At 65.3% G+C, this 24959-nt stretch carries 25 protein-coding genes and 1 tRNA gene; 15 read left to right on the top strand and 11 right to left on the bottom strand.

Annotated features, from left to right (window positions below; all coding sequences use genetic code 11):
* Positions 1-4: 4 nt before the first annotated feature.
* From SR858_RS26700 to SR858_RS26665, 8 genes are all read left to right on the top strand, one after another.
* On the top strand, positions 5-802 hold the full coding sequence (locus tag SR858_RS26700) for an enoyl-CoA hydratase/isomerase family protein (RefSeq protein ID WP_019924171.1): 798 nt from the start codon (positions 5-7) through the stop codon (positions 800-802).
* A gap of 22 nt (positions 803-824) precedes the next feature.
* Positions 825-2153 (top strand): adenosylmethionine--8-amino-7-oxononanoate transaminase, encoded by a 1329-nt coding sequence (gene bioA, locus SR858_RS26695; RefSeq protein WP_026637708.1) that lies wholly within the window; start codon positions 825-827, stop codon positions 2151-2153.
* Position 2154: 1 nt separating this feature from the next.
* The gene (gene bioF, locus SR858_RS26690) at positions 2155-3354 is read left to right on the top strand and encodes an 8-amino-7-oxononanoate synthase (protein WP_019924173.1); all 1200 of its coding nucleotides are present in this window, start codon (positions 2155-2157) and stop codon (positions 3352-3354) included.
* The gene (gene bioD, locus SR858_RS26685) at positions 3345-4202 is read left to right on the top strand and encodes a dethiobiotin synthase (RefSeq protein WP_019924174.1); all 858 of its coding nucleotides are present in this window, start codon (positions 3345-3347) and stop codon (positions 4200-4202) included. The genes bioF and bioD overlap by 10 nt, the downstream gene beginning before the upstream one ends.
* Positions 4203-4232: 30 nt before the next feature.
* Entirely contained in the window at positions 4233-5282 is a 1050-nt protein-coding gene (bioB, locus tag SR858_RS26680; RefSeq protein ID WP_019924175.1) for a biotin synthase BioB, read from the top strand.
* A 96-nt stretch (positions 5283-5378) separates the two neighbouring features.
* Entirely contained in the window at positions 5379-7403 is a 2025-nt protein-coding gene (locus tag SR858_RS26675) for an acetyl-CoA carboxylase biotin carboxylase subunit (RefSeq protein WP_019924176.1), read from the top strand.
* Between the two features lie 15 nt (positions 7404-7418).
* Positions 7419-8351 (top strand): 2-hydroxyacid dehydrogenase, encoded by a 933-nt coding sequence (locus SR858_RS26670; protein WP_019924177.1) that lies wholly within the window; start codon positions 7419-7421, stop codon positions 8349-8351.
* Position 8352: 1 nt separating this feature from the next.
* On the top strand, positions 8353-9264 hold the full coding sequence (locus SR858_RS26665; RefSeq protein ID WP_019924178.1) for a hydroxymethylglutaryl-CoA lyase: 912 nt from the start codon (positions 8353-8355) through the stop codon (positions 9262-9264).
* A 138-nt stretch (positions 9265-9402) separates the two neighbouring features.
* On the opposite strand, the gene SR858_RS26660 is transcribed toward SR858_RS26665, so the two are convergent.
* From SR858_RS26660 to SR858_RS26650, 3 genes are all read right to left on the bottom strand, one after another.
* The gene (locus SR858_RS26660) at positions 9403-10140 is read right to left on the bottom strand and encodes a LytR/AlgR family response regulator transcription factor (RefSeq protein WP_019924179.1); all 738 of its coding nucleotides are present in this window, start codon (positions 10138-10140) and stop codon (positions 9403-9405) included.
* Positions 10137-11372, bottom strand: coding sequence for a sensor histidine kinase (locus SR858_RS26655; protein WP_019924180.1), 1236 nt, complete (start codon positions 11370-11372; stop codon positions 10137-10139). Before SR858_RS26655 ends, SR858_RS26660 begins: the two co-directional genes overlap by 4 nt.
* A gap of 145 nt (positions 11373-11517) precedes the next feature.
* A tRNA-Pro gene (locus SR858_RS26650) sits at positions 11518-11594 on the bottom strand.
* A gap of 124 nt (positions 11595-11718) precedes the next feature.
* On the opposite strand from SR858_RS26650, the gene SR858_RS26645 reads away from it, so the two are divergent.
* Positions 11719-12408, top strand: coding sequence for a hypothetical protein (locus tag SR858_RS26645; protein ID WP_026637710.1), 690 nt, complete (start codon positions 11719-11721; stop codon positions 12406-12408).
* Between the two features lie 23 nt (positions 12409-12431).
* Here SR858_RS26645 and rsmI read toward each other — a convergent pair whose 3' ends face one another.
* A complete protein-coding gene (gene rsmI, locus SR858_RS26640) occupies positions 12432-13340 on the bottom strand; it encodes a 16S rRNA (cytidine(1402)-2'-O)-methyltransferase (RefSeq protein WP_026637711.1) in 909 nt (302 codons plus the stop codon).
* A gap of 107 nt (positions 13341-13447) precedes the next feature.
* On the opposite strand from rsmI, the gene SR858_RS26635 reads away from it, so the two are divergent.
* The 5 genes from SR858_RS26635 to SR858_RS26615 all read left to right on the top strand — a co-directional run bounded on the left by SR858_RS26635 (position 13448) and on the right by SR858_RS26615 (position 17000).
* A complete protein-coding gene (locus SR858_RS26635) occupies positions 13448-14755 on the top strand; it encodes a penicillin-binding protein activator (protein ID WP_322534176.1) in 1308 nt (435 codons plus the stop codon).
* Positions 14756-14761: 6 nt separating this feature from the next.
* Positions 14762-15136: a YraN family protein gene (locus tag SR858_RS26630; RefSeq protein ID WP_019924184.1), complete on the top strand. Its 375-nt coding sequence runs from the start codon at positions 14762-14764 to the stop codon at positions 15134-15136.
* Between the two features lie 80 nt (positions 15137-15216).
* Positions 15217-15813 (top strand): phosphoheptose isomerase, encoded by a 597-nt coding sequence (locus SR858_RS26625; protein WP_019924185.1) that lies wholly within the window; start codon positions 15217-15219, stop codon positions 15811-15813.
* Positions 15806-16456: a BON domain-containing protein gene (locus SR858_RS26620; RefSeq protein ID WP_019924186.1), complete on the top strand. Its 651-nt coding sequence runs from the start codon at positions 15806-15808 to the stop codon at positions 16454-16456. Before SR858_RS26625 ends, SR858_RS26620 begins: the two co-directional genes overlap by 8 nt.
* 4 nt (positions 16457-16460) lie before the next feature.
* Entirely contained in the window at positions 16461-17000 is a 540-nt protein-coding gene (locus SR858_RS26615) for a peroxiredoxin family protein (protein ID WP_019924187.1), read from the top strand.
* Positions 17001-17003: 3 nt separating this feature from the next.
* Here SR858_RS26615 and SR858_RS26610 read toward each other — a convergent pair whose 3' ends face one another.
* The 5 genes from SR858_RS26610 to lipB form a co-directional block, all read right to left on the bottom strand.
* A complete protein-coding gene (locus tag SR858_RS26610; protein WP_019924188.1) occupies positions 17004-17903 on the bottom strand; it encodes a DUF3034 family protein in 900 nt (299 codons plus the stop codon).
* Between the two features lie 21 nt (positions 17904-17924).
* The gene (locus SR858_RS26605; protein WP_019924189.1) at positions 17925-18404 is read right to left on the bottom strand and encodes a group I truncated hemoglobin; all 480 of its coding nucleotides are present in this window, start codon (positions 18402-18404) and stop codon (positions 17925-17927) included.
* A gap of 151 nt (positions 18405-18555) precedes the next feature.
* Positions 18556-19218, bottom strand: coding sequence for a uracil-DNA glycosylase (locus SR858_RS26600; RefSeq protein ID WP_019924190.1), 663 nt, complete (start codon positions 19216-19218; stop codon positions 18556-18558).
* Positions 19219-19240: 22 nt separating this feature from the next.
* A complete protein-coding gene (gene lipA, locus SR858_RS26595) occupies positions 19241-20230 on the bottom strand; it encodes a lipoyl synthase (protein WP_019924191.1) in 990 nt (329 codons plus the stop codon).
* 30 nt (positions 20231-20260) lie between these two features.
* Positions 20261-20962 (bottom strand): lipoyl(octanoyl) transferase LipB, encoded by a 702-nt coding sequence (lipB, locus tag SR858_RS26590; RefSeq protein ID WP_051120392.1) that lies wholly within the window; start codon positions 20960-20962, stop codon positions 20261-20263.
* Between the two features lie 176 nt (positions 20963-21138).
* On the opposite strand from lipB, the gene SR858_RS26585 reads away from it, so the two are divergent.
* Entirely contained in the window at positions 21139-21969 is an 831-nt protein-coding gene (locus SR858_RS26585) for a LysR substrate-binding domain-containing protein (RefSeq protein WP_019924193.1), read from the top strand.
* 37 nt (positions 21970-22006) lie between these two features.
* Here SR858_RS26585 and SR858_RS26580 read toward each other — a convergent pair whose 3' ends face one another.
* Together SR858_RS26580 and SR858_RS26575 are read right to left on the bottom strand one after the other, a co-directional pair.
* A complete protein-coding gene (locus SR858_RS26580; protein ID WP_019924194.1) occupies positions 22007-22282 on the bottom strand; it encodes a DUF493 family protein in 276 nt (91 codons plus the stop codon).
* 395 nt (positions 22283-22677) lie between these two features.
* Positions 22678-24951 carry a DUF6600 domain-containing protein gene (locus tag SR858_RS26575; RefSeq protein WP_019924195.1) on the bottom strand — a complete coding sequence of 758 codons (2274 nt, stop codon included), beginning with the start codon at positions 24949-24951 and terminating at the stop codon, positions 22678-22680.
* Positions 24952-24959 lie beyond the last annotated feature (8 nt).

Here is a 24959-nt window from a genome sequence, read left to right as displayed (position 1 = left end):
GGCCATGACCTACGACACCCTGACCATCGAACGCGCCGGCCACTTGGCCACCGTCACCCTCAATCGCCCCGACGTGCGCAATGCGTTCAACGAAGCGACCATCGCAGAGCTGACGCAGGCTTTCAGCGCGCTGGGCGTCGACGCGTCGGTGCGCGCCATCGTCCTGGCCGCCAACGGCCCGGCCTTTTGCGCCGGCGCCGATTTGAACTGGATGAAAAAAATGGCGGGCTACACCCACGCCGAAAACCACGCAGATGCGCTGCAACTGGCCACCATGCTGCGCACCATCTACGAGTGCCCACAGCCGGTGGTCGCGCGCGTGCAGGGCGACTGCTACGCTGGCGGCATGGGCCTGGTGGCCGCGTGCGACATCGTCGTGGCAGTCGATGAAGCCCAGTTCTGTTTAAGCGAAGTAAAACTCGGCCTGATCCCGGCCACCATCGCGCCGTACGTGATCAAGGCCATGGGCGAGCAGGCATCGCGCCGGTACTTTTTGACGGCCGAACGCTTTACGGCGGCCACCGCGCTGCACATCGGCTTCGCCCACGAAGTGGTGGCCGGCGCTGCGCTCGACGCCAGGGTGGCGGAGATCGTCAAGGCGCTGGTGACCAACAGCCCGGCAGCCGTGCGCCAGGCCAAGACGCTGGTGCGCGACGTGGCGGGACGGCCGGTGGACGACACGCTGGTAGACGATACCGCCGCGCGCATCGCCGCCATCCGCGCCTCGGAACAGGGCCGCGAAGGCGTGGCGTCGTTCCTCGAGAAACGCAAGCCTACCTGGCTAAGTCAGGTAATAAGTTAGGTATTAATGTCATGGAGCAGTTTTGGAATTGAATAATCAAAGTGCATGGGTTACCCGCAGCCTGCGCAGCGTCTGGCATCCGTGTACCCAGATGCAGCACCACGAAACCGTGCCGCTGATCCCGGTCAAGCGCGGCCAGGGGGCGTGGCTGTACGACCATGAAGGCCGCCGCTACCTCGACGCCATCAGCTCGTGGTGGGTCAACCTGTTCGGCCACGCCAACCCGCGCATCAACGCGGCATTGAAGGATCAACTCGATACGCTCGAACACGCGATGCTGGCCGGCTTTACCCACGAGCCGGTGATCGAGCTGTCGGAAAAACTGTCGGCATTGACCGGCGGTGTGCTGGGCCACAGTTTTTACGCCAGCGACGGCGCCTCCGCCGTGGAAATCGCCCTCAAGATGAGTTTTCACTCGTGGCGCAACCACGGCAAAACCGACAAGCAGGAATTCGTCTGCCTCAAGGGCAGCTACCACGGCGAAACCATCGGCGCGCTGGCCGTTACCGATGTCGCGCTGTTCAAGGACGCTTACGGTCCGCTGCTGCGCGCCTCGCAAACCGTGATGTCGCCCGATACGCGCCAGGCCCGCGACGGCGAAACCGCCGAAGATATGGCCCGCCGCGCCGCCGCCGATGTCGAGCGCCTGTTCCAGGAAAAATCGGAAAAAATCGCCGCCATCATCATCGAACCGCTGGTGCAATGCGCCACCGGCATGGCCATGCACGACCCGCTGTACCTGCAACTGGTGCGCGCGCTGTGCGACCGCTACTCGGTGCACCTGATCCTCGACGAAATCGCCGTCGGCTGCGGCCGTACCGGCACCTTCTTCGCCTGCGAGCAGGCCGGCGTGTGGCCCGACTTCGTGTGCCTGTCCAAGGGCATCAGCGGCGGCTATTTGCCGCTGTCGCTGGTGATGACGCGCGCCGAGATCTACCAGGCGTTTTACAGCAATGACGTCACGCGCGGCTTCTTGCATTCGCACTCGTACACCGGCAACCCGCTGGCGTGCCGCGCCGCCCTGGCTACCCTGCAAATCTTCGAGGAAGACGATGTGCTGGCTGCCAACCGCATCAAGTCGGCCAGGCTGACTGCCGCCCTGCAACCGCTGGCGCAACACGCCAGGGTGCGCAACTTCCGCAACCGCGGCATGATCTGGGCGTTCGATGCGATTGACGCCACCCCGGATTTTTCGCGCCGCTTCTTTGCCACCGCAGTGGAACACGAACTGTTGATGCGCCCCATCGGCGCCACCGTGTACCTGATGCCGCCGTACATCCTGGACGACGAGGAAATCGCCGGCCTGGCCGCCAACACGCTGACCGTGTTTAACAAAACGATGGCAGGTTGAGATGAAGCTGCTTGCCCAACTCTCGCACCAGCTGCAAGCGCTCGACGAACGCAGCCTGATCCGCCGCCGGCGCACGGTCGATACGCCGTGCGGCCCGCGCGTGACGGTCGATGGCCGCGAACTGCTGGCCTTTTGCAGCAACGACTACCTGGGCTTGGCCAACCACCCGCTGCTGGTCGAAGCGCTGCGCGAAGGCGCCGCGCGCTACGGCGCCGGCAGCGGCGCTTCGCATTTGATCAGCGGCCATGCGCGCCCGCACGCACTGCTGGAAGACCGCCTGGCCGATTTCGTCGGCGCGCACCTGGAGCAGCCGCGCGCGCTCACCTTCTGCACCGGCTACATGGCCAACCTGGCCATCATCAGCGGCCTGACGGCAGGCGACCGCGATGCCGAGATTTTCTCGGAGTCGCTCAACCACGCCTCGCTGATCGACGGCGCCCGGCTGTCGCGCACCCGCGTGCAGGTGTATCCGCACGCCGACCTGGCCGCGCTCGAGGCCATGCTCAAGGCCAGCAACGCCGCCACCAGGCTGGTGGTCACCGACAGCGTATTCAGCATGGATGGCGACCTGGCGCCGCTGCCGGAACTGCTGGCGCTGTGCGAGCAGCACAACGCCTGGCTGGTGGTCGATGACGCCCACGGCTTCGGCACGCTCGGTGCGCGCGGGCACGGCGCCCTCGAACACTTCGACCTGCGCTCGCCGTACCTGGTGTACATGGGCACCCTGGGCAAGGCCGCCGGCATCGGTGGCGCCTTTGTCGCCGCCCACCAGACGGTAATCGAAACGCTGGTGCAAAAAGCCCGTCCGTATATCTTCACCACCGCCGCGCCGCCGGCCATGGCCCATGCGCTGCTGGCCAGCCTGGACCTGATCGAGGGAGCGGAAGGCGCCCAGCGCCGCGCCCACTTGCAGGCATTGGTGGCACAATTGGACGATGCCCGTACCGGCCTGCAGTTGCAACGCTGGCAACGCCTGCCATCGGCCACCGCCATCCAGCCCATCCTGATCGGCGATAATGCCGAAACCATGCGCGCCGGCGCCGCCCTGTACGAGCAGGGACTGTGGGTAGGCACGATCCGTCCCCCCACCGTGGCGCCGGGTACCGCGCGCCTGCGGGTAACGCTCTGCGCTGGCCATAGCACCACGGAAGTGGCGCAACTGAGCGCCGCGATCAATGCACTGGAAAAGGAATGGACATGAATCTCGACGCCCCCCTGATAGTCGATACCCCGCCGGCGGACGCCGAAGTGACCGGCGAGGTCGTGCTCGACCTGGAGGCCGATGCCACTGACGAGGCCAACGCCCAGACCGCAGCATCGGCCGCCGTGGCGGCAGCCGCCCTGCCGCCGCGCTTTTCGTGTTTTGTTACCGGCACCGACACCGAGATCGGCAAGACGCTGATCTCGTCGGCGATGCTGCACGCGCTGGTGCAGGCGGGCGTGCGCGCCTGCGGCATGAAGCCGGTGGCTGCCGGCGCCGAACTGCGCGACGGCGTGTGGCACAACGACGACTGCGACCAGCTGGCTGCCGCCGGCAATGTCCACCTGCTGCCGTCGATCACCACGCCGTTCCTGCTGCGCGAACCGGCCGCGCCGCACATCGCCGCCGCGCTGGAAGGCGTGGAGATTTCACCGGTGCCGATCCTGGCCGCCTACGTGGAAATCAACGCCGCGTCCGACGCCGTGGTGGTGGAAGGCGTGGGCGGCTTCCGCGTGCCGCTCAATGACGAATTCGACACCGCCGACCTGACCGAGCAACTGGATTTGCCGGTGGTGCTCGTCGTCGGCCTGCGCCTGGGCTGCATCAGCCACGCGCTCCTGACGGTCGAAGCGATCGCCGCGCGCGGCCTGGTGCTGGCTGGCTGGGTGGCCAACGAAACCCAGGCCGACATGGCCTTTGCCGACGACAATATCGCCGCGCTCGCGCAGCGCATCGACGCACCGCTGCTGGGCCGCGTGCCGCGCCTGGAACAAGCGACCGCGCAAGCTGCCGCCGCTTATCTCGACTTCACGATGCTGCCCGACTGGCCGGCACAGAAAAACACCTGAACCAAACACTTGATCCACGAAGGAAAACCGATGTCCACGAATACCCTCCAAGAACCGAAAGTCGTCGCCCTGCACCGCCCGACCGCCGCCATCACCCTGCCGCCGGCAGCCACCTGGCCGATCGACGACGTGCTGGCGCTGTTCGAGCTGCCGTTCAATGACCTGATGTTCCGCGCGCAGCAAACCCACCGCGCCAACTTCCCGGACGGCGACGTCGAACTGGCCACCCTGCTGTCGATCAAGACCGGCGGCTGCGAGGAAGACTGCGGCTACTGCCCGCAAGCGGCGCGCTACGACACCGGCGTCGAAGCGAAAAAAATCCTCGACATCGACACCGTGCTGGCAGCGGCCCAGCAGGCCAAGGACAACGGCGCCACGCGTTTCTGCATGGGCGCCGCCTGGCGCAGCCCGAAAGAGCGCGACATGGACAAGGTCGAAGAGATGGTGCGCGAAGTAAAGGCGCTGGGCCTGGAAACCTGCGCCACCCTGGGCATGCTCGAAGAAAAACAGGCGCAGCGCCTGAAGGATGCCGGCCTCGATTACTACAACCACAACCTCGATACCGCGCCCGAGTTCTACGACAACGTGATCTCCACGCGCGAATACCAGGACCGTCTCGACACCCTGGGCCACGTACGCGAAGCAGGCCTGAAAGTGTGCTGCGGCGGCATCGTGGGCATGGGCGAGACGCGCCTGCAACGCGCCGGCCTGATCGCGCAGCTGGCCAACTTGAATCCGTACCCGGAATCGGTGCCGGTCAACCACCTGGTGCAGGTGGAAGGCACGCCATTGTTCGGCATCGATCCGCTCGACCCGCTCGAATTCGTGCGTACCATCGCGGTTGCGCGCATCACCATGCCGAAAGCGCGCGTGCGCCTGTCGGCCGGCCGGCGCCAGATGGGCGAAGCCGTGCAGTCGATGTGCTTCCTGGCCGGCGCCAATTCCATCTTCTACGGCGACAAGCTGCTCACCACCGACAATCCGGAAGCGAACGACGACCGCGAGCTGCTGGCCAAGCTGGGCCTGAAAACCCGTGGCACCGTGCTGGAATCGGCGCCGAAGGAGAAGTGCGGCTGCTGATTGACCAGGAACGACACGCGTACGGCCGGTATCAAAAGTACCGGCATTCGACCTCCATAAAAAAACTTCCAGCCACGAGCTGCAAAGAGAGAGACGATGTTTACCAAAATTCTGATCGCCAACCGTGGTGAAATCGCCTGCCGCGTCGCCGCTACCGCGCGCCGCCTGGGCATCAAGACCGTCGCCGTCTATTCGGAGGCGGACGCCAACGCCCTGCACGTCGCCAGCTGCGACGAAGCGATCCTGATCGGACCAGCGCCAGCCAAGGAAAGCTACCTGTGCGGCGACAAGATCATCGCCGCCGCCAGGGAGACCGGCGCCCAGGCGATCCACCCCGGTTATGGCTTCCTGTCCGAGAACGCCGATTTTGCCGAGGCGTGCGCAGCGGCCGGCCTGGTGTTCATCGGCCCGCCGGCTTCCGCCATGCGCGCCATGGGGTCCAAGTCCGCCGCCAAGACGCTGATGGAGCAGGCCGACGTGCCGCTGGTGCCCGGCTACCACGGCGACCAGCAAGACCCTGACTTCCTGCACGCACAGGCCGACCGCATAGGCTATCCGGTCCTGCTCAAGGCTTCGGCCGGCGGCGGCGGCAAGGGCATGCGCGTGGTGGACAGCTCGGCGCAATTCAAGGACGCGCTGGCGTCGTGCAAGCGTGAAGCGATCAGCTCCTTCGGCGACGACCAGGTGCTGGCCGAAAAATACCTGCAACGCCCGCGCCACATCGAAATCCAGGTGTTTGCCGATACCCATGGCAACTGCATCTATCTGTTCGAGCGCGATTGCTCGGTGCAGCGCCGCCACCAGAAAGTGCTGGAAGAAGCGCCCGCACCGAACCTGCCGCAGGAACGCCGCGCCGCCATGGGCGAGGCGGCAGTTGCTGCTGCGCGCGCGGTCGGCTACGTGGGCGCCGGCACGGTGGAATTCATCGCCAACCAGGACGGCTCGTTCTACTTCATGGAAATGAACACGCGCCTGCAAGTGGAGCACCCGGTTACCGAGATGATCACCGGTACCGACCTGGTGGAGTGGCAGCTGCGCGTGGCCGCCGGCGAGCCGCTGCCCAAAACCCAAGCCGAACTGGCGATCCACGGCCACGCCATCGAAGCGCGCATCTACGCCGAAAATCCCGATAAAGGATTCCTGCCGTCGATCGGCACCTTGCGCCACCTGGGCACACCGGCCTCGGTGATGTTCGAACTCGGTGGCGACGCCAAGGCGCCGGCGCCGGTACGCATCGACTCCGGCGTGCGCGCGGGCGACGCCATCTCGCCGTTCTACGACCCCATGATCGCCAAGCTGATCGTATGGGGCGCCAACCGCCAGCAGGCGCTCGCGCGCATGGCGCAGGCGCTGTCGCAGTACCAGGTGGTGGGCCTGACCACCAACGTCGCCTTCCTCAAGCGCCTGGTGCAAAGCACCGCGTTTGCCACCGCCGATCTCGATACGGGCCTGATCGAGCGCAATCACGACATCCTGTTTACGGCCGCACCCGAGGCGCCCGCTGCGGCACTGGCCCTGGCCTGCGCCGCGCTGATGGCGTCGGAACAAGGCAAGGCGGCCAGCCAGGGCAACCACCCGGGCGACCCGTGGAGCAGCGCCACCGGCTGGCGCCTGAACCAGCCGTACCTGCGCGCGCTGTCGTTCAGCGACGAATTCGACTACACCGCGCACCTGAGCTACCGCGCCGACGGCTGGCTGTTCAGCACCGGCGCCGCACCGGACGCACAGGTGCTGCAATTGACCGCGCACCACGGCGACGACTACGCCATCCGCCTGGGCGAGCAGACCATCCACGGCGTGGTGCGGCGCGACGGCGACGTGCTGCACGTGTTTACCGGCGGCGCCCACCACCAGCTCACGTTCCACGATCCGATGGCCCACGCGGGCGAAGCGGAACTCGATACCGGCAGGCTCACTGCGCCGATGCCGGGCAAGGTGGTGGCGGTGCTGGCGGCCAAAGGCAAGCAGGTCAAACGCGGCGAAGCGCTGGTGATCATGGAAGCGATGAAGATGGAGCACACCATCGCCGCGCCGCACGACGGCGTGATCGACGAGATCCTGTACGGCGTGGGCGACCAGGTGGCCGACGGCGCGCCGCTGCTGGCGTTCAAAACGGAATAAATACGGGAGCACTCCATGCGCATACTTCTGCACCGCGCCGACGGCAGGACCGAGCCGTGGCTCAAGGATTTTTCGAAATACCTGCCCGAGGCGGAATTCGAGATCTGGCATGCCGGCGAAAAAAGCCAGCCGTGCGACTACGCGGTGGTGTGGTCGCCGCCCGAAGCCATGCTGCCAGAGCTGGCCCAGGTCAAGGCCATCTTCAACACCGGCGCCGGCGTCGATGCGCTGCTGCGCTTTGGCGACGCGATCCCGCGCGAGATCCCCATCATCCGCCTGGGCGACGCCGGCATGGGCCTGCAGATGGCGGAATACGTCACGCACGCGGTGCTGCGGTACTTCCGCCGCTTCGATGACTACGAGCGGCAGGCGCGCGCCGGCATCTGGGCCGCGCTGCCGCCGTACAACCGCGAAGACTTCGCCATCGGCGTGCTGGGACTCGGTGCGCTGGGCATGCGCGTGATCGAAGCGCTGGCGCCGTTCGGCTTCCCGCTGCGCGGCTGGAGCCGCACCGAGAAGCGCATCGACGGCGTGCAGTGCTACCAGGGCCTCGATGGCCTCGACACCTTCCTGCGCGGCAGCCGGGTACTGGTGTGCATGCTGCCGTTGACGCCCGAAACCAATAACCTGATCGACCGCTCCAACCTGGGCAAGCTGCCCGCTGGGGCGTACGTGATCAACGTGGCGCGCGGCGCCCACATCGCCGAGCCGGAATTGCTGTCGTTGATCAAGTCGGGCCACATCGCCGCTGCCACGCTCGACGTGTTCCGCAACGAGCCGCTGCCCGCGCAGCACCCGTTCTGGCAGGAGCCGCGCATCACCATCACGCCGCATATTTCGGCGCTCACGCTGCGGCGCGAAAGCGTCCAGCAGATCGCCGACAAAATCCGCAGTTTCGAAAGCGGACAACCGGTCGCCGACATCGTCGACCGCAACCTGGGATACTGATATGGCCATCTTGCCAAAACAAGTGAAAATCGTCGAAGTGGGACCGCGCGACGGCCTGCAAAACGAAAAGGAAAGCGTACCGGCCGCCGTCAAGACGGCGCTGGTCAACCGCCTGTCCGGCGCCGGTTTCCGCAACATCGAAGCCGCCGCCTTTGTCTCGCCCAAGTGGGTGCCGCAAATGGCCACCAGCGCCGACGTGATGGCCGCCATCGACCGCCGCCCCGGCACCATCTATTCCGCCCTCACGCCCAATATGCAGGGTTTTGACGCGGCATTGGCGGCGCGCGCGGACGAGGTGGTGATCTTCGGTTCGGCCTCCGAGGCCTTCTCGCAAAAGAACATCAACTGCTCGATCGCCGAATCGATCGCCCGCTTCGACAGCGTGGCGCAGGCCGCCAAGCAGCACGGCCTGCGCCTGCGCGGCAGCATCAGCTGCGCGTTCGGCTGCCCGTACCAGGGCGAGGTCTCGCCCGAGTCGGTGGCCGACGTGGTGCGCCGCATGCGCGACCTCGGTTGCGACGAAATCGACATCGCCGACACCATCGGCGTGGCCACCGCGCGCCAGACCCAAACCGTGATGGAACGCGCCGCGCGCGAGTTTTCCATCGACGCGCTGGCCGGTCACTTCCACGACACCTACGGCCAGGCCCTGGCCAATATCTACGCCAGCCTGGAAGTGGGCATCTCGATCTACCATTCGTCGGTGGCAGGACTGGGCGGCTGCCCCTACGCCAAGGGCGCCACGGGCAACATCGCCACCGAGGACGTGCTGTATATGATGGAAGGCCTCGGCATCGAGACCGGCATCGACCTCGATATCGTGGTGGACGCGGGCCAGTTCATCTCGCAATTCCTGGGCCGCAAAAGCGCCAGCCGCGCGGGCAATGCACTGGCAGCGAAGCGCGCCGGCTGAGCCCATTAGTTCCAGTTAGGGAACCTCGAAAAACCGCAGCGAGCGGTTCATTATCGTCGGGAGTAGCGGAAACGTACGGAGGTACGCTGAGCAACGGAGCGGCGATAACGGACCGCAGCAGATTTGTCGAGGCTCCCGCTACATCTGCCTGAATTGGCGCGCATAGGCCTCGCTCACGGCCAGCGTTTCGCGCCGACCGCGCAGGTGGATTTCCAGCGCCGCGCCCTGGCGTTCGATGCGGTCCACTGCCTGCAGGTTGACGATGGCGGCGCGGTGGATCTGGGTGAACTGCGCCGGGTCCAGTTGCACGGCCAGGTTCTTGAGCGGCGCCCGTATCAGCGCCTCGCCATTGGCGGTGACTACGCGCGTGTACTTGTCCTCGGCCTGGAAGTACAGCACCTCCCCCACCGGCAACAGCCGCACCGACGCTCCCGACGACGCCTTGATCCATTTGAGGAATACCGGGGCCGGCGCCGGCATGGCATGCCGCCACACCTCGGGCGCGATCGCCTGCACGCCGTCGCCGCGCGATTTCAATCGCTTGATGGTATGCAGCAGGCGCGCGGCGTCGAACGGCTTGACCAGGTAGTCGCACGCGCCGGCCTCGAACGCATGCAGCGCGTGTTCCGCATACGCGGTGACGAACACGATCTGCGCCGACGGCGGCACATGGCGCGCCACCTCGATGCCGGTCAGGCCCGGAATCTGGATGTCGAGGAAGACAATGTCGGGCCGCAGCGATTCGAGCAGCGCCACCGCTTCGATGCCGTTTTCCGCCATGCCGGCAATCTCGAGCTCCGGCCACAGCGCCGCCAGCTGGTCGGCCAGTTCGGCGCGCAACAGCGGCTCGTCTTCGACGATCAGGGCGCGCATCATGCCGCCTCCTGCGGCACCACCGGCACCACCAGCGTCGCCTGCACGCCGCCCGCTTGCGGCGCGAGCACCGTCAGCGAAGCGCGCGCGCCATACAGCAGTTGCAGGCGCTCGTGGATGTTGGCCAGGCCCACGCCCTGTCCCGGCTCGTCGCACAGGCCGGCGCCGTTGTCGGCCACCGTCACCCGCAAGGCACCATCGTCGAGCGTGGCGCGAATGACGAGTTCACCCGGGCGGGTGGCGCTTTCGAGGCCGTGCTTGATGGCGTTTTCCACCAGCGAGATCAGCATCGCTGGCGGGAACGGCAGCACGCGCGCCGCGTCGTCGGCCTCGATGCGAAAACTGAGCCGCTCGCCCATGCGGATGCGCATGATGGCGAGATAATCGCCGGCCAGCGCCAGCTCGCGCCCCAGCGTGGACGATACGCGGCGCATGTCGGGCATGGCGTTGTGCAGGTAGCCGACCAGGTGGTCGAGCATCTGCTGCGCCAGCGCGCTATCTGTGCGCACCAGGTACTTGAGGTTGGCCAGGGTATTGAACAGGAAGTGCGGCTCCACCTGCGCCTGCAGGGCGGCCAGCTTGGCGTGCAGCGCGGCGCGCTCCAGATCGCGTTCGCGCTTGCGCAGTTGCGCGATATCGTGGCGGCGTTTGAGTTCGATACGCAGGTGGTCGGCCACGACCTGCACCACTTGCCATGCTTCACCGCGCTGCACGTGAAAGAAGTCGAGACCGAAGCGGCCACGAATCTCGATGTCGATCACTTGTCCTGGCTCGCCGCTGACAACCACCTCGGTGCGCCGCCACAGGAACATTGAACGCGGCGGTGCCAGCATGATGCGCCCTTTGAACGGCCGGTACGAAAACGCGGCGGGACCGGGGTAGCCGAGCGCGCGCCCCAGGGCCAGGCCGGACAAGGTTTCGGCGCAGGCGTCGAAGGTGGTGAGCGGGTCGAGCGGCGACTTGATCGCCAGGCGCGGACGGGCCGATATCATCTGCGGCGTGAGCGCGATCCCGGCATCGCGCAACTCATGCAGGTAGCGCCAGCTAGTGCTGGTGCTGACCAGTACTACCAGCAAGCAGTCCAGCCACAGCCAGGGCCCGAACAGGACCGGCAATATCACCATTGCCGGCGCGAACGCGGGCAGCAGGCGCAACAAGGTTTGCAGGTGATAGCGCCATACCAGGCGCGGATCGTGAACGATGATGGGAATCGCAGTGGTGAAAGATGGCGTCATGGCGGAATTCTACGCCGGCGCCAGGCGCGGCTGCGGCCCGTGCGATGGATGGCCGGTTTGAGCCGATGAATACGGTCCAACACAGAACCGTCGCCGCAATGGAAAAATCCCGCCTGACGTTGCCGTCAGGCGGGATTTTAAATTTTGGTCGGAGTACAAGGATTCGAACCTTGGACCCCCTGGTCCCAAACCAGGTGCGCTACCGGGCTGCGCTACACTCCGAAGAAGCAAGATAATACAAGCTGCCGCCCCCTCCGTCAAGGGCGTCATAAATATTTATGTCATTTACTGGTGCAAGACGGTGGAACTTACATAAAATGCATGCACCCAAACTACTGGACCGGCCATGAACGCAGCGCTGTCGACAGAACCGATGCGTCACCGCATCGTGCCGGGCATCCTGGTCTCGCTGGTGCTGCATGCGGCGCTGATCTTCGGCTACCGCCTGGGCGCCCCCGTGCCGCCGCCGGAGTTGCCGCCCAACCGGACCATGACGGTGTGGCTGGTGCCCAGGCCCGCTCCCGCGCCTGCTTTTGTTCCTGTTACGCCTGCTATTCCAGAAGCGGCACCCCAACTGGCAGCGCAGGCAGCCATCGCCCGCGAGCGCAAGGCGCGCGAGCAAGGCGCGCGGCACCAGGACCGCCAGCGACCGCACGACACTGCCGACCGTGACCGCACGCCAGCAGCTATTGCCGCCATCACGCCGGCGCCCGCCCCGCTCGACACCACCGTGGCAGCCGACACCGCCAAGCCGGCCGGCGCCGATGACGATCCGCTGCGCGCACCGGCGGAACCGAAACCGTTCGATATCGAGGCGGCACGCAAGGCCGCGCGCAAGGTGGCGGTGGAAAAGCCGGCGCCCGGCACCCTGGCCGCCCAGTTGCAAGCGCATCCGCTCTATCCGGAAGATGACCGCAACAAGCTGGAGAAAGACATGGCGCGGGCCGGCCGGCCCGACTGCCTGAAGGGCGGCGGCAATCTGCTGACGCCGTTATTCTGGCTGCTCGACAAGAAAGACCATGGCTGCAAGCTCTGAGCTGCTGCAGTACTGCCTGCCGCTTACTGTTCCTGCTTGAATGTCAGCGCCAGTTCGTACAATGCATTTTTCTTCTTGCCCGTGATCTGCGCGGCCAGCCCGGCCGCCTGCTTGACCGACAGCTCGGTCAGCAAGACCTTGAGTATCCTTTCCGCATCGGCATTGCCTGCCTCGTCCTGCGCAGGCGCGCCGGCCAGCAGCACGACGAACTCGCCTTTTTCGCGGTGGGCGTCGGCCCGGATCCAGGCTTCGGCCTCGGACAGCGGGCAGCGGTGGATTTCCTCGAACATCTTGGTCAGCTCGCGCGCGAACACCACTTCGCGCTCCGGCTCGAACGCGGCTGCCAGCGCGGTGGCGCAGTCGAGGATGCGGTGCGGCGCCTCGTAGAACACCATGGTGGCGGTCACCGTGCGCAAGGTGGCGAGAAAATTCTCGCGCTGCCTGGCCTTGGCAGGTAAAAAGCCGACAAAATAAAACTGGTCGTTGACCAGGCCGCTGGCCGACAGCGCCGTCACCGCCGCCGAGGCGCCAGGCAGCGGCAGCACGCGCAAGCCGGCCGCGCGCACGGCCTCGACAATGCGCGCACCGGGATCGGAGACGGCCGGCGTGCCGGCGTCGGAGACCAGCGCGATACGCTCGCCAGCCTGCAGGCGTGCGATCAGGGTCTCGGCCACTTCGCGCTCGTTGTGCTGGTGGGCGGCGATCAGCGGACGGTGCAGGCCGAAGCGCGTCATCAGTTGCGCGGTGTTGCGGGTGTCCTCGCACGCGACCGCATCGACCAGGCTTAAAACGTGCAATGCGCGCACACTGATGTCAGCGACATTGCCGATGGGGGTCGCCACGACGTACAAGGTTGCGCTAGGATAGGTCTGGTGCGCTGTTTCTTCCAAGACAGGAAGGGCGGAAATGGCGCGGGTAGTAGGTTCAGACATATCGTGGTCAGTAAATGGAATGAGGGGGCAGCATGAAAAAAATGAGGTTGTGCGCGGCAGTTGCCGCATGGGCGGCGCTGGCATTGGTGAGCGGGTGCGGCTCGTCCGTGCCCATCATTATAAGCCCGCCACCGGCGCCCGCTCCCGTGCCGCTGCCGCCGCCACCGCCGGAACCACCACCGCCGGCAGCGGAAGTGTTCGCCATCGCGATGCCGGGGGCGGCCGCCCAACCCACCCGCGCACCGGATACCGACCAGCTGCGCACCGAGAATGCCACCGGCTACCGGCCAGCGGACGACGCCACCAGCCCGTCCGGCGCGCCGGTGCGCATGGGCTTGATCCTGCCGCTGCGCTCGGAGACCCTGGGCGCCGCCGCCGAAGCGCTGCGCGCCGGCTTCATGGCGGCCTGGGAACGCGACCGCGACAACATCACCATCACCGTGGTGGAAACCGGCGACGTCGCGCAAGATATTTTATCGAGCTACGCCCAGACCCTGGAAGCGGTGGACCTCGTGGTCGGCCCGCTGGCGCGCTCGGCGGTCACTGCGGTGGCGACCAGCCCGCTGGTGACCAAGCCCACCATCGCCCTCAATCACCCGGAAGGTTTCGGCACGGCCAACGCCACCCCGTTACCACAGCAAATGCTGGCCATGGGCCTGTCGATCGAGGAAGAAGCGCGCCAGGTGGCGCAATGGGCGGCCGCCGAACAGCCCGGCGCCAGCGCCATGATCATTACCACCAGCACACCATGGCAGCGCCGCATCGCGGCAGCGTTTGCCGCCCACTGGCAGCAGCTGGGCCAGCAGGTGCGCATGGTGGAACTGAGCGCGCCAAACAACTACCTGAGCGACCCGGAGCTGGTGCAATTGCGCGCGCGCCTGCAACAGGACCCGCCGGGCTTGCTGTTCTCGGCCATGGGCGCCGACCAGACGCGCCAACTGCGCGGCGCGCTGAACAGCGGCCTGGTGCATGAAGCGGACGAGCCGGTGATCAGCACCGCCGACGGCTTGCCGGCCAGTCCTGCCGCACCGGTCGCCCCCACCGGCTTTGCCGCCCTGCCGCTGTACGGCACCTCGGCGCTGAACGCTGGCGGCGGCATGAATTCGCCCACCAACGAACTCGACGGCGTGCGCCTGCTCGACCTGCCATGGCAGGTGCAGCGCGACCATCCGGCGGTGATGGTCTATCCGCACCCGGTACAAGCCGGCACGGCCGACATGGAACGCCTGTTTGCGCTGGGCATCGATGCCTACCGCGTGGCGCGCGAAGTCAGCCGCAAGCCGGCCGGCCGCTTCAGCATCGACGGTGTCACCGGACGCCTGACGGTGGACTTCGGCCAGGGCCCGGCCCGCTTTGAACGGGTGGAGCAGCCGGCCGTGTTCCAGCACGGCGTGCCGCAAGCCGTCCAGCAGTAACCAGCCATGGCGCCGCCCCGCGCGCCGAGCGGACGGCGCACCGCGCAACAGCAACTGGGCCAGCAAGGTGAAGACCGCGCGCTGGCCTACCTGGTGGCGCAGGGCCTGGTGCCGGTCGAACGCAATTTTCGCTGCAAGGCCGGCGAGATCGACCTGATCATGCGCCACGGCGCCCACCTGGTGTTCGTCGAAGTGCGGCGCCGGGCCCCGAGTAGCTTTGGCGGCGCGGCGGCCAGCGTCACCCATCACAAGCAGCAGCGGCTGGTCCACGCCGCCCAGTACTACCTGCTACGCCACCGCACTCCGCCACCGTGCCGCTTCGACCTGGTCGCCCTTGATGGCGATCAGCTGGAGTGGCTGCGCAATATCATTACGCTTTAAGCGCTTCTTCAGCGCAGATGTAAGCATTTTTAACAGGTCTTGTCCGGGGTTTCGGATGACTGCACTATAATCAGCACACTATGACAAATCAACGCATCCTGGCGCACTTCCACGAAAGTGCCGAACTGAAAATCCAATCGGCCACCGTGCTGGCGCCCCATATCGCCCAAGCCATCGACATGATGTTTGCGGCATTGTCTAACGGCAATAAGATTTTGGTGTGCGGCAACGGCGGCTCGGCTGCAGACGCCCAGCATTTCGCTGCCGAACTGGTGGGGCGCTTCGAACGCGAACGCTTCCCGCTGCCCGCCATTGCGCTCACCACCGACACGTCGATCCTGACGGCAGTGGCCAATGACTACAGCTACCGCGAAATCTTTTCCAAGCAGGTGCAGGCGTTTGGCCAGTCCGGCGACATCCTGCTGGCGTTTTCCACGTCCGGCAATTCGGGCAACGTGGTGGCTGCCATCGAAGCGGCGCTCGAGCGCGAAATGCGCATCGTGGCGCTGACCGGCAAGGGCGGCGGCGAGATCGGCAAGATGCTGACCGACGCCGACGTCCATATCTGCGTTCCGGCCGACCGTACCGCCCGCATCCAGGAAGTGCACCTGGTCTGCATCCACAGCATTTGCGACGGCATCGACGTCGCCCTATTCGGAGGAGATGTGAATGAGTAATTCCCGCACCATCTGGACCACGCTGAAACGCCCGCTTGCCATGAGCGTGCTGTGCCTGGCCACCGCCGCTACCCTGTCCGGTTGTGTGGCGCTGGTTGCCGGCGGCGCCATCACCGGCACGCTGGCCGCCTCCGACCGCCGCACGTTTGGTGCGCAAACCGAGGATACGTCGATCCAGTTCAAGGGTGCGAACAAGCTGCGCAATGTGCTCGGCAGCGATGCCCACGTCAACATCAACAGCTTCAACCGCCGCGTGCTGCTGTCCGGCGAAGTGCCCGACGATGCCGCCAAGGCCACTGCCGAGCGCGAAATGGCTTCGGTAGAAGGCGTGCTGTCGGTGATCAACGAGCTGGAAGTGGCCGGCCCCGCCAGCTACACCTCGCGCTCGAACGACACCATTATCACCGGCAAGGTCAAGGCCAGCCTGGTGGACGCCAAGGATATCTCGGCCAACTCCTACCAGGTGGTGACCGAGCGCGGCGTGGTCTTCCTGATGGGCCGCGTGACCCAGCGCGAAGGCCAGATCGGCGCCGATATCGCACGCGGCGTCTCGGGCGTGAGCAAGGTGGTCAAGGTCTTCGAATATATCTCTGAAGACGAATGGAAATCGTACCAGCCGAAGCCTAGCGGTTCGGCGCAATGATGCCATGAGCACGACCGCATCCGCCGCCGCATCGCCGGAATCCTCGCGCGCCTGGCTCAAGCCGCTGATCGCTGCCGTGGCGCTGGCCGTGATCGGCGCGGTAGCCTACGTCACGCTCAGCAAGCGCCCGGTGGCGCCCGAGGTCACGTTCGTCACCATCAAGGGCGAAAAGATCACGCCCGAAAGCCTGCAAGGCAAGGTGGTGATGGTTAATTTCTGGGCCACCTCGTGCACCACCTGCGTGGCCGAAATGCCGCAGATGGTCGAAACCTACAACAAGTTCAAGGACGACGGCCTGGAATTCGTGGCCGTGGCCATGAGCTACGACCCGCCCAACTACGTGGTCAACTACGCCGATACGCGTAAGCTGCCGTTCAAGGTGGCGCTCGACACCGACGGCTCGGCCGCCAAGGCCTACGGCGACGTCTCGATGACGCCCACCACCTTCGTCATCGCCAAGGATGGCAAAATCCTCAAGAAATACGTGGGGCAGCCCGATTTTCCCGCGCTGCACCAGTTGCTCTCCACCTCGCTCAAGGGCTAATTCTTAAAAGCCGGCCTGTACCGAGAGGTAAAGGCCGCGCTGGGTCTTCGGATTGAAGACCGTGATCTTGCCCAGATTCGCATACGCTGCCGTCACCGACACATGCTTGCTCGGGAACCACGCCACGAACGCATCGTAATACGCCTTTTCCGGATCGACGCCGAGGTTGTGCGGCTTGCGCCGGTACTCCGCGCCCACCGCCAGGTGGCGGTTGATCAGGTATGCGGCCGACACTTCCGGCATCACCTTGCGGCTGTCGCCCAGGTCGCCGCCGAAGCCCAATAAACCCATCTGGTTGGCCTTGGTGGCGCGCAGGGTCAGGTTCAGTAGCAGACTCTGCTCGAGCAGGATCTTGGTGGCCGCCACGTAATAGTCGTAGCCGCTGTCGTCCTTCGCACCGAGCTGGGTAACGCTGGTGACGCCCAGCGCGCCGAGTCCCTTGACGCCCTTGTTGTCCTTGTACATGGCCCCCACCGCAATTTGCGGCAGCCAGCTGTCCTGTTCGTACACGGCGTCGCCGGTCAGCTTGACCTTGATGCCGAGGATGTCCTGCTTGAGGATGAGGTTGTCGAGCGGCGCCAGGCTGCCCTTGAAGGACTGGCTGGCCACCGACAATTCCACGCGGTCGGCCAGGCCGATCGCCACGCCATAGGTGTCGAGCTTGTAGTCCTGGGTGCTGATATACGTGTAATGGGCGTTGGCGCCCCAGCTGTCGCGAGTGCCGTAGCCGGTGATCAGGGCCCACGGCACGATGCCGCCACCACCGGCGCCTTCCACCTGGCTGACGCCGCCGGTGGCCAGCAGCTTGCCCATGTCGGGCGAGGCCTGGGATTGGGCAGCGGCGCTGCCAGCGCTTGACGCCATCAGGATTGCGAGCGTGAGCCTGGTGATCGGAAATGTCATGGTGATGCTCCTGGCGGCTGCTTACTTGGTGACGATGGCGCGCTGCATGGGCGCGAGCTTGGCCACCAGCTTGTTGGCGACGCTGTTGGGGACGTTGTGGCGTTCCATGGCGATTTGCAGGTCCTCGGTCAGCGCGTTGAACATGGCGTTGGTGATTTTCAGATCCTGGTGCACGGTGGTCATGTCGCGCACGGTGCCCACGCCGTCCATGGTCTTGTCGCGGTATTTGCCGGTGTACTTGCACGGCCCGCCCGCGAACTCGCAGATCTGCTCCTGCAGGCGCACGTTCAGCTGGTCCATGTCGAAGTCGGCAAAGTTGTCCTTGATGCGCGGATCGGCCAGCACCAGCGGGATGAAGGTATCGACGATTTTCTTGATGCCTTGCTTGCCACCGAGGCCCTGGTAAACGATGTCGTCGGTATAAGGCGTTTGCGCCACGGCCAGCGAGGACGCCAGCAGCAAGCCTGTCATGACGGCGGCCACGCGCGAAAGTAGTTTCATGTCGGTTCCTCGGCAGGGAAAGAAGGGGATATCCCTCCGACAATTTATCAGCTTACGCCGGTCGATCGGCCATTTGTTTGCTTTGAATCAACGCTTTCGGATTGCCAGTTGTGGCTTGCTGAACACGCCACCGATGTCTGTGTGGCAGGTATCAGGCCCAGCGGATCGGCGCCTTGCCGTGGGCGGCCAGGTAATCGTTGGTCCGCGAAAACGGCTTGCTGCCGAAAAATCCCTTGTGGGCCGAGAACGGCGACGGATGCGGAGAAGTAATCACCAGGTGCTTGCTGGTATCGATCAATGCGCACTTGGCAATCGCGTAACTGCCCCACAGGATGAACACCAGGCCGTCGCGCTGGCCGGACAACCGCGCGATGGCGCTGTCGGTAAAAGTTTCCCACCCCTTGTTCGCATGCGACCCGGCCTGCCGTGCACGCACGGTCAGCACGCTATTGAGCAAAAACACGCCCTGCTCGGCCCAGTCGGTGAGGTCGGTCTGGCGCCGTTCGACGCCGGTATCGTCGCGCAATTCCTGGAAGATGTTTTGCAGGCTGGGCTGCGGACGATTGCCGTCCGGCACCGAGAAGCAAAAGCCCATGGCCGCGCCAGGCGTGTGGTACGGATCCTGGCCGAGGATGACGACCTTGACGGCATCGAACGGCGTCAGGTCGAAAGCCCGGAAGATATCCTTGCCGGCCGGGCAGCAGGGACCGGCAGCGTATTCTTCCTTCACAAAGGCGGTGAGGCTTTGCCAGTATGGTTGTTCAAACTGGTCTTGCAGGTGGGCTTTCCATGAGGGTTCGATGCGGACGGTCATGGAAAGCCTTTCGCCGTCGGTATCAGCCGTTCACCGCAGCCAGCACGTTATGCGCCTGCTCATCCGCATGGTACGAGCTGCGCACCATGGCGCCGACGGCGGCGTGGCCGAAGCCCATCTTGTAAGCTTCTTCTTCGAACATCTTGAACACGTCCGGGTGCACGTAGCGGCGTACCGGCAGGTGGCTGTTCGATGGCGCCAGGTATTGGCCGATGGTCAGCATGTCGATGTCGTGCTCGCGCATGTCGCGCATCACTTGCAGGATTTCCTCGTCGGTTTCGCCCAGGCCGACCATCAGGCCGGACTTGGTCTTGACGTTCGGGTACAGGGCCTTGAAGTCCTTGAGCAGCTTGAGCGAGTGCATGTAGTCGGCGCCCGGGCGCGCCTCCTTGTACAGGCGCGGCACGGTTTCCATGTTGTGGTTCATCACGTCGGGCAGGCCGTCGGCGAAGATCGCCAGGGCTTTGTCGAGGCGACCACGGAAGTCGGGCACCAGCACTTCGATTTGCGTCAGGGGCGACAGGTCCTTGGTCTTGGTGATGCACTCGACGAAGTGGCCGGCGCCGCCGTCGCGCAGGTCGTCACGGTCCACCGAGGTGATCACCACGTAGTTCAGGCGCAGCTTGGCGATGGTGTTGGCCAGGTTCATCGGTTCGTTGACGTCGAGCGGATCGGGACGGCCATGGCCCACGTCGCAGAACGGGCAGCGGCGCGTGCACTTGTCGCCCATGATCATGAAGGTGGCCGTGCCCTTGCCGAAGCATTCGCCGATGTTCGGGCAGCTCGCTTCTTCGCACACGGTGACCAGCTTGTTCTCGCGCAGGATGTCCTTGATTTCGTAGAAGCGGCTCGATGCCGAAGCGCCCTTGACGCGGATCCACTCCGGCTTTTTCAGCCGCTCCACCTGCTCGACCGGCACGATCTTGATCGGGATGCGCGACGTCTTGCTGGCGCCTTTTTGCTTTTCGCTCGGGTTGTAAGCGGGAGTGCTGGAGGTGATCTCAGTGGTCATTTGGCTGCATGCCCTCGCGGGCTGGTTTGGTTATTCAGGTTGTACGGCTGGTTGCGGAACGGGAACCGGCGCGTCTGCCGACGCAGCAAGCACCCGTATCAATTCCTCGGCCAGTTGCTGCTGCACATCGGCCAACTGCGCCTGGGCGCCGACAGTGCGCATGTCGACGGTTTCGAGGCCGGCGTAACCGCACGGGTTGATCCAGGAAAACGGCGCCAGGTCCATTGCGACATTGAGCGACAGGCCGTGATACGTGCAGCCGTTGCCGCGCACTTTCAAGCCCAGCGCGGCAATCTTGGCGCCGCGCTTGGGGCCGTCCGCCATATAAATGCCGGGCGCGCCGTCAATCCGCTCACCGACGAGATTATACGCCCCTAATACATTGATGATCGCCTGCTCGATTTTATGCACAAACTGGCGCGCATACAGCTTGCCGCCCGGCTTGTTGCGGCGCAGGTCCATCAGCAGGTAAATCACCACCTGGCCGGGGCCGTGATAGGTCACTTCGCCGCCGCGGTCGGTCTGCACCACGGGGATGGCGGTGGCGCCGGCCAGCAGGTGGCCACGGTCGGCGGCCAGGCCCAGCGTGAATACCGGTGCGTGCTCGACGATCCATAGCTGGTCGCGCGTGTCGGGCGTGCGGGCGTCGGTGAACGCGCGCATGGCGGCAAACGTGCTGTCGTAATCGGCAACGCCGAGGTGGCGGATCTCGGGAGTGGTGGGGGACGTCATGGCGCCATTATAAATCAGCCGGCGTGGCGGCAACCGGCTCCGGCTTGGGTGGCACCGGGTCGATGTCGGTTATTGGTTAGTTTTATTCACATGGTAAACATTGCCGTATCGCCTGTAGGTGCGGTATATTCCGCTTTTCTTGCCAGTTTTATTCACAAAGTTATCCACAGACCCAGATGAGCGCGAGCCGCCGCCTGCCGAATTTTTCCGCCCTGCGCGCCTTCGAGGCGGCGGCCCGCCACGAGAATTTCTCGCGCGCGGCGGAAGAGTTGCGCCTGACGCACGGGGCAATCAGCCACCAGGTGCGGGCGCTGGAAGAGGACCTGGGCCGGCCGCTGTTCGTGCGCCATGGCCGGCAAGTGAAAATAACTCACGAGGCGCAACAGTTCGCGCAGTTCCTGGGCAAAACTTTCGATGCCATCGGCACCGCTGCCGACGCCCTGCGCCCGGCCGCCGCTGCCACCGCGCCATTGATCCTCGCCGCACCAGCGTGGTTTGCCGCGCGCTGGCTCACGCCCCGCCTGGGCGGATTCATCGAACTGCATCCCGGCATCGACCTGGTGCTGCACACGCGGACGCCGCCGGCGGACCTGGCACGCGCGGGCGTGGACGCAGCAATCGTGTTCGACCTGGGACGTCATCCAGGCATGGTGGTGGAGCGGTTGATGGATGAGAAATGCTATCTCGTAGTGAGCGCCCACTATAGCTCTGGTGCGCACGATCCGGTGCTGCTTTCCTCGGAATTGCAAGGGGGGGAGTTGTTGCGCGCCGTGCTGGCGGGCGCAGGCGAAGCGCTATTGCACCATGTGGTGGCAGCGCCCGAGATTGCCGCCGGACGCCTGGTGCGGCGGCCCGGTGCGGAGCAGGCGTGCGCGGAGGCGTATTACCTGGTGTCGCCGCCGGGAATGGCGGAGCGGCCGCAGGTGGCGGCGCTGCGGCGCTGGTTGCACGACGAGATCGCCGCCTTCCAGCGCCAGCAGTCTGGAACCTATCCCGGCAGGGAATGAGGCGCTGCTTGCGCCGCATCCCTGCCGAGCTAGGTTCTTACATGACGATCTTGACCATCGGGTGCGCCGACAGCTCGGAGTAGAGCGCGTCGAGCTGTTCGCGGCTGGTGGCGCGCACGGTCACGGTCAGGCCGGTGAAGTTGCCCTTGGACGAAGGACGCACTTCCATTTTGCCTTCGTGGAAATCCTGGTCGTGTTTTTGCACGACCAGCACGATGGTCGGTGCGAAGTCGATATGAGTCGGCCCCATCACCTTGATCGGAAAGTCGCTCGGGTATTCGATGAGGGACTCGGTCGGTGGGATCGCTTGCATAATCATTCCAATCTATTAAGAAAAACCGGCGGACATCGACGTGACGCCGCCAGCCTGCATTGTAGCCAAAGTTGCCGGATACGAGGCCAGAGACCAATATGGGGTCGCCACGCCCAAAAAAAAGCCAGCCTGGTAGGCTGGCAAAAACTATTCTCTCGGGAATATCGAAAATAGTTGGGGCAAAGTGGTGGGGTCTGGATGGCGTTGCGCGGTGCGGATTGGTCCGCTGCTCTGACGCTACCACCCGTATCTGCAATGTGGCAACTGTAAGCAAAGGCTTACCCGGAAGCCACGCGAATGTGACGGACTGCAGTTTAAGGGAGCTGAAATGCGCAGGAGCGGGACCGAACCTGCCGTTGACGGAACAGGCCCTCCCCCTCTTGCGTGCCTCCTGGCTAGTTTTGATCGTGGGCAGGCCGGTCGCGGTGCTGGCGGCTCTGGCCCGGATCGGGCCGTTGCTGCGGCTGGGCCGCCGGCGCAGGTCGCGGCGCCGGCTGTGCCTGGGGCTGCGGACGTTCTTGCTGGGGCCGCTCCTGTTGTTGTGGACGCTCCTGCTGCGGCTGGAAACGGGGCCGCTCTTGCTGTTGCGGGCGTTCCTGCTGGGGCTGGAAGCGAGGGCGTTCAGCTTGCTGTGGCCGCTCCTGCTGCTGCGGGCGTTCCTGCTGCGGCTGGAAGCGTGGACGTTCAACCTGCTGTGGCCGCTCCTGCTGTGGCTGGAAACGTGGTTGCTCAGACTGCTGAGGTTGCAGTTGCGACTGTGGCTGCTGTGGCCGTGGCTGCTGCGACGGCTGTTGAGCCTGCGGCTGCTGTTGCGATTGCCTGTCTCGCTCACGCTGGCGCCGCTCGTCCTCGTCGCGCTGGCGACGATCATTGTCGTCGCGCTGGAAACGGTCGCGAGTGTTACCGATCTGCAGTACCGGCGCCGGCATCAGCGCGCCATTGCCGGCACGGCCGCCATAGGGACGCGTATGGATCTCGACGCCCCCGTCGCGCGGATTGATGGTCTGCGCCGGTGCGTCCGGCGTACCGATCTGGTTCGGCGGCAAGGTACTGATGGTTTGCGGCCGGCTGTCGTTACGCGGCAAATCATTGCGCGGGTTGGTGCCAGCGCGCGGATTGTCATCGTTGCGCGGATTATTCGGGTTGTTGTCGTTGCGTGGATTGTTATCGATGCGCGGGTTGTTACCAAAGCGCGGGTTGTTATCGTTACGCGGATTACTGTCACCACGCGGATTATTGTCATTGCGCGGATTATTGTCCGCGCGTGGATTGTTACCGTTGCGCGGATTATTGACCGTGCGTGGGTTATCGTTGCGTAGATTATTGTCAGCGCGCGGGTTGCTGCCGCTGCGCGGATTGTTGTCGAAGCGGTCCGGGCGACCGTTGCCGTCGCGGTCCTGCCAGTTGCGGTTGGTCTCGATGCGGCCCGGGCCGCCGGCCGGACGCGGCGGCGTTGCCGGCGTGACCAGGTTGCCCTGCTGCGGACGCGGCACGAAATGGTCGCCGCGATTGACGCGGATAATGTTGCGTCCCTCGAACTGCGCGCGCGGCAGCACGGTCAGGCCGTCGCGACCGCCGTTTCGCCCAACGTCATGATCGCCACGGGGCGCAAACGACTTGCCCTTGTAGCTCCAGCTCAGGCGCTGTTCGTAGCTGGACGACACCCGGTAGCCGGGCACGAAGCGATCGCGCGGCGTCAGCGGGTACCAGCCAAGGCCGGGCCCCTGGTTCGGACGGTTGACGCCGCCCACCCAGCCCACCAGCGCCGGCGCCCACACGGGACGGCCGGCCGGGCGGCCCGGCGCCCAGTGCCAGCGCTGGCGCACCGTCACCCAGCGGCCGTAGTGCGATGGCGCGTAACCCCAGGGAGCGTTATCGACCCAGGTCCAGCCCCACGGCGCCAGCCAGGTCCAGCGGCCGTCGCGGTACGGCGCCCAGTCGGCGGCCACATTGCGCGGCGCCCACAAGGGGCCGTACTCGACGTTCTCGGTCCAGCTGCCGTGACGGTCCAGTTCTTCGTAGCCGGTCATGCCGGTGGACACATATTGGGTGGTGACCACGACGTCGGCCAGGCGGTCGCGCTCGTCGGCCCAGACATCGAAACCGTCGCGCCGCGCCACCGTCGTGCGCACGTCCTCGGTGGTGACGTCCACCTGGCGGCCCGGATTGACCGTCACCGACGAACCGGCGCCATCGACGCGCGCGGTGCCGGCCAGCACGCTGATCTGGCTGGTGTCGGGCACCCGTTCCACGTCCACCCGCAGCAGGCCCGGCTCGATCATGGTGATGCGCGCCTGCGGCGTGGTCAGTTCGAAGTCGCGCAGCAGGTCGGCACTGCGCACCCGGATGCTGGCGCTGCCGTAGTTGAGGCGCAGGCGCAGCAGGTCGTCATCGAGCTCGGTGATTTCGAGATCGGAGTCGCCATCGAGCCGTACCGCCGTGGAGCCGATGCGAAACTCGGTGCGGGCGCCGCTGGCAGTGACCAGGTGGCTGTTGGCCGTCACCGGCCAGTTGAGGCTGGCGGCCACCGGTTCATCGTCCCCGCTCAGGGTAACCTGGCCCTGCACCGCTGAAATGCGCCCCACTGCCGCCGGCAGGTCGGATTGGGCCTGGGCCAGGGTGCTCAAACCGGCCAGGGCGGCCAGCAGGACGGTGGGGATGATGTTCATGGCGTCTC

Source organism: Duganella zoogloeoides, assembly GCF_034479515.1.
GTDB lineage: Bacteria > Pseudomonadota > Gammaproteobacteria > Burkholderiales > Burkholderiaceae_D > Rugamonas > Rugamonas zoogloeoides.
The sequence above is the reverse complement of the archived record's forward strand: the minus strand, read 5'-3'. Positions and strand labels throughout refer to the sequence as shown.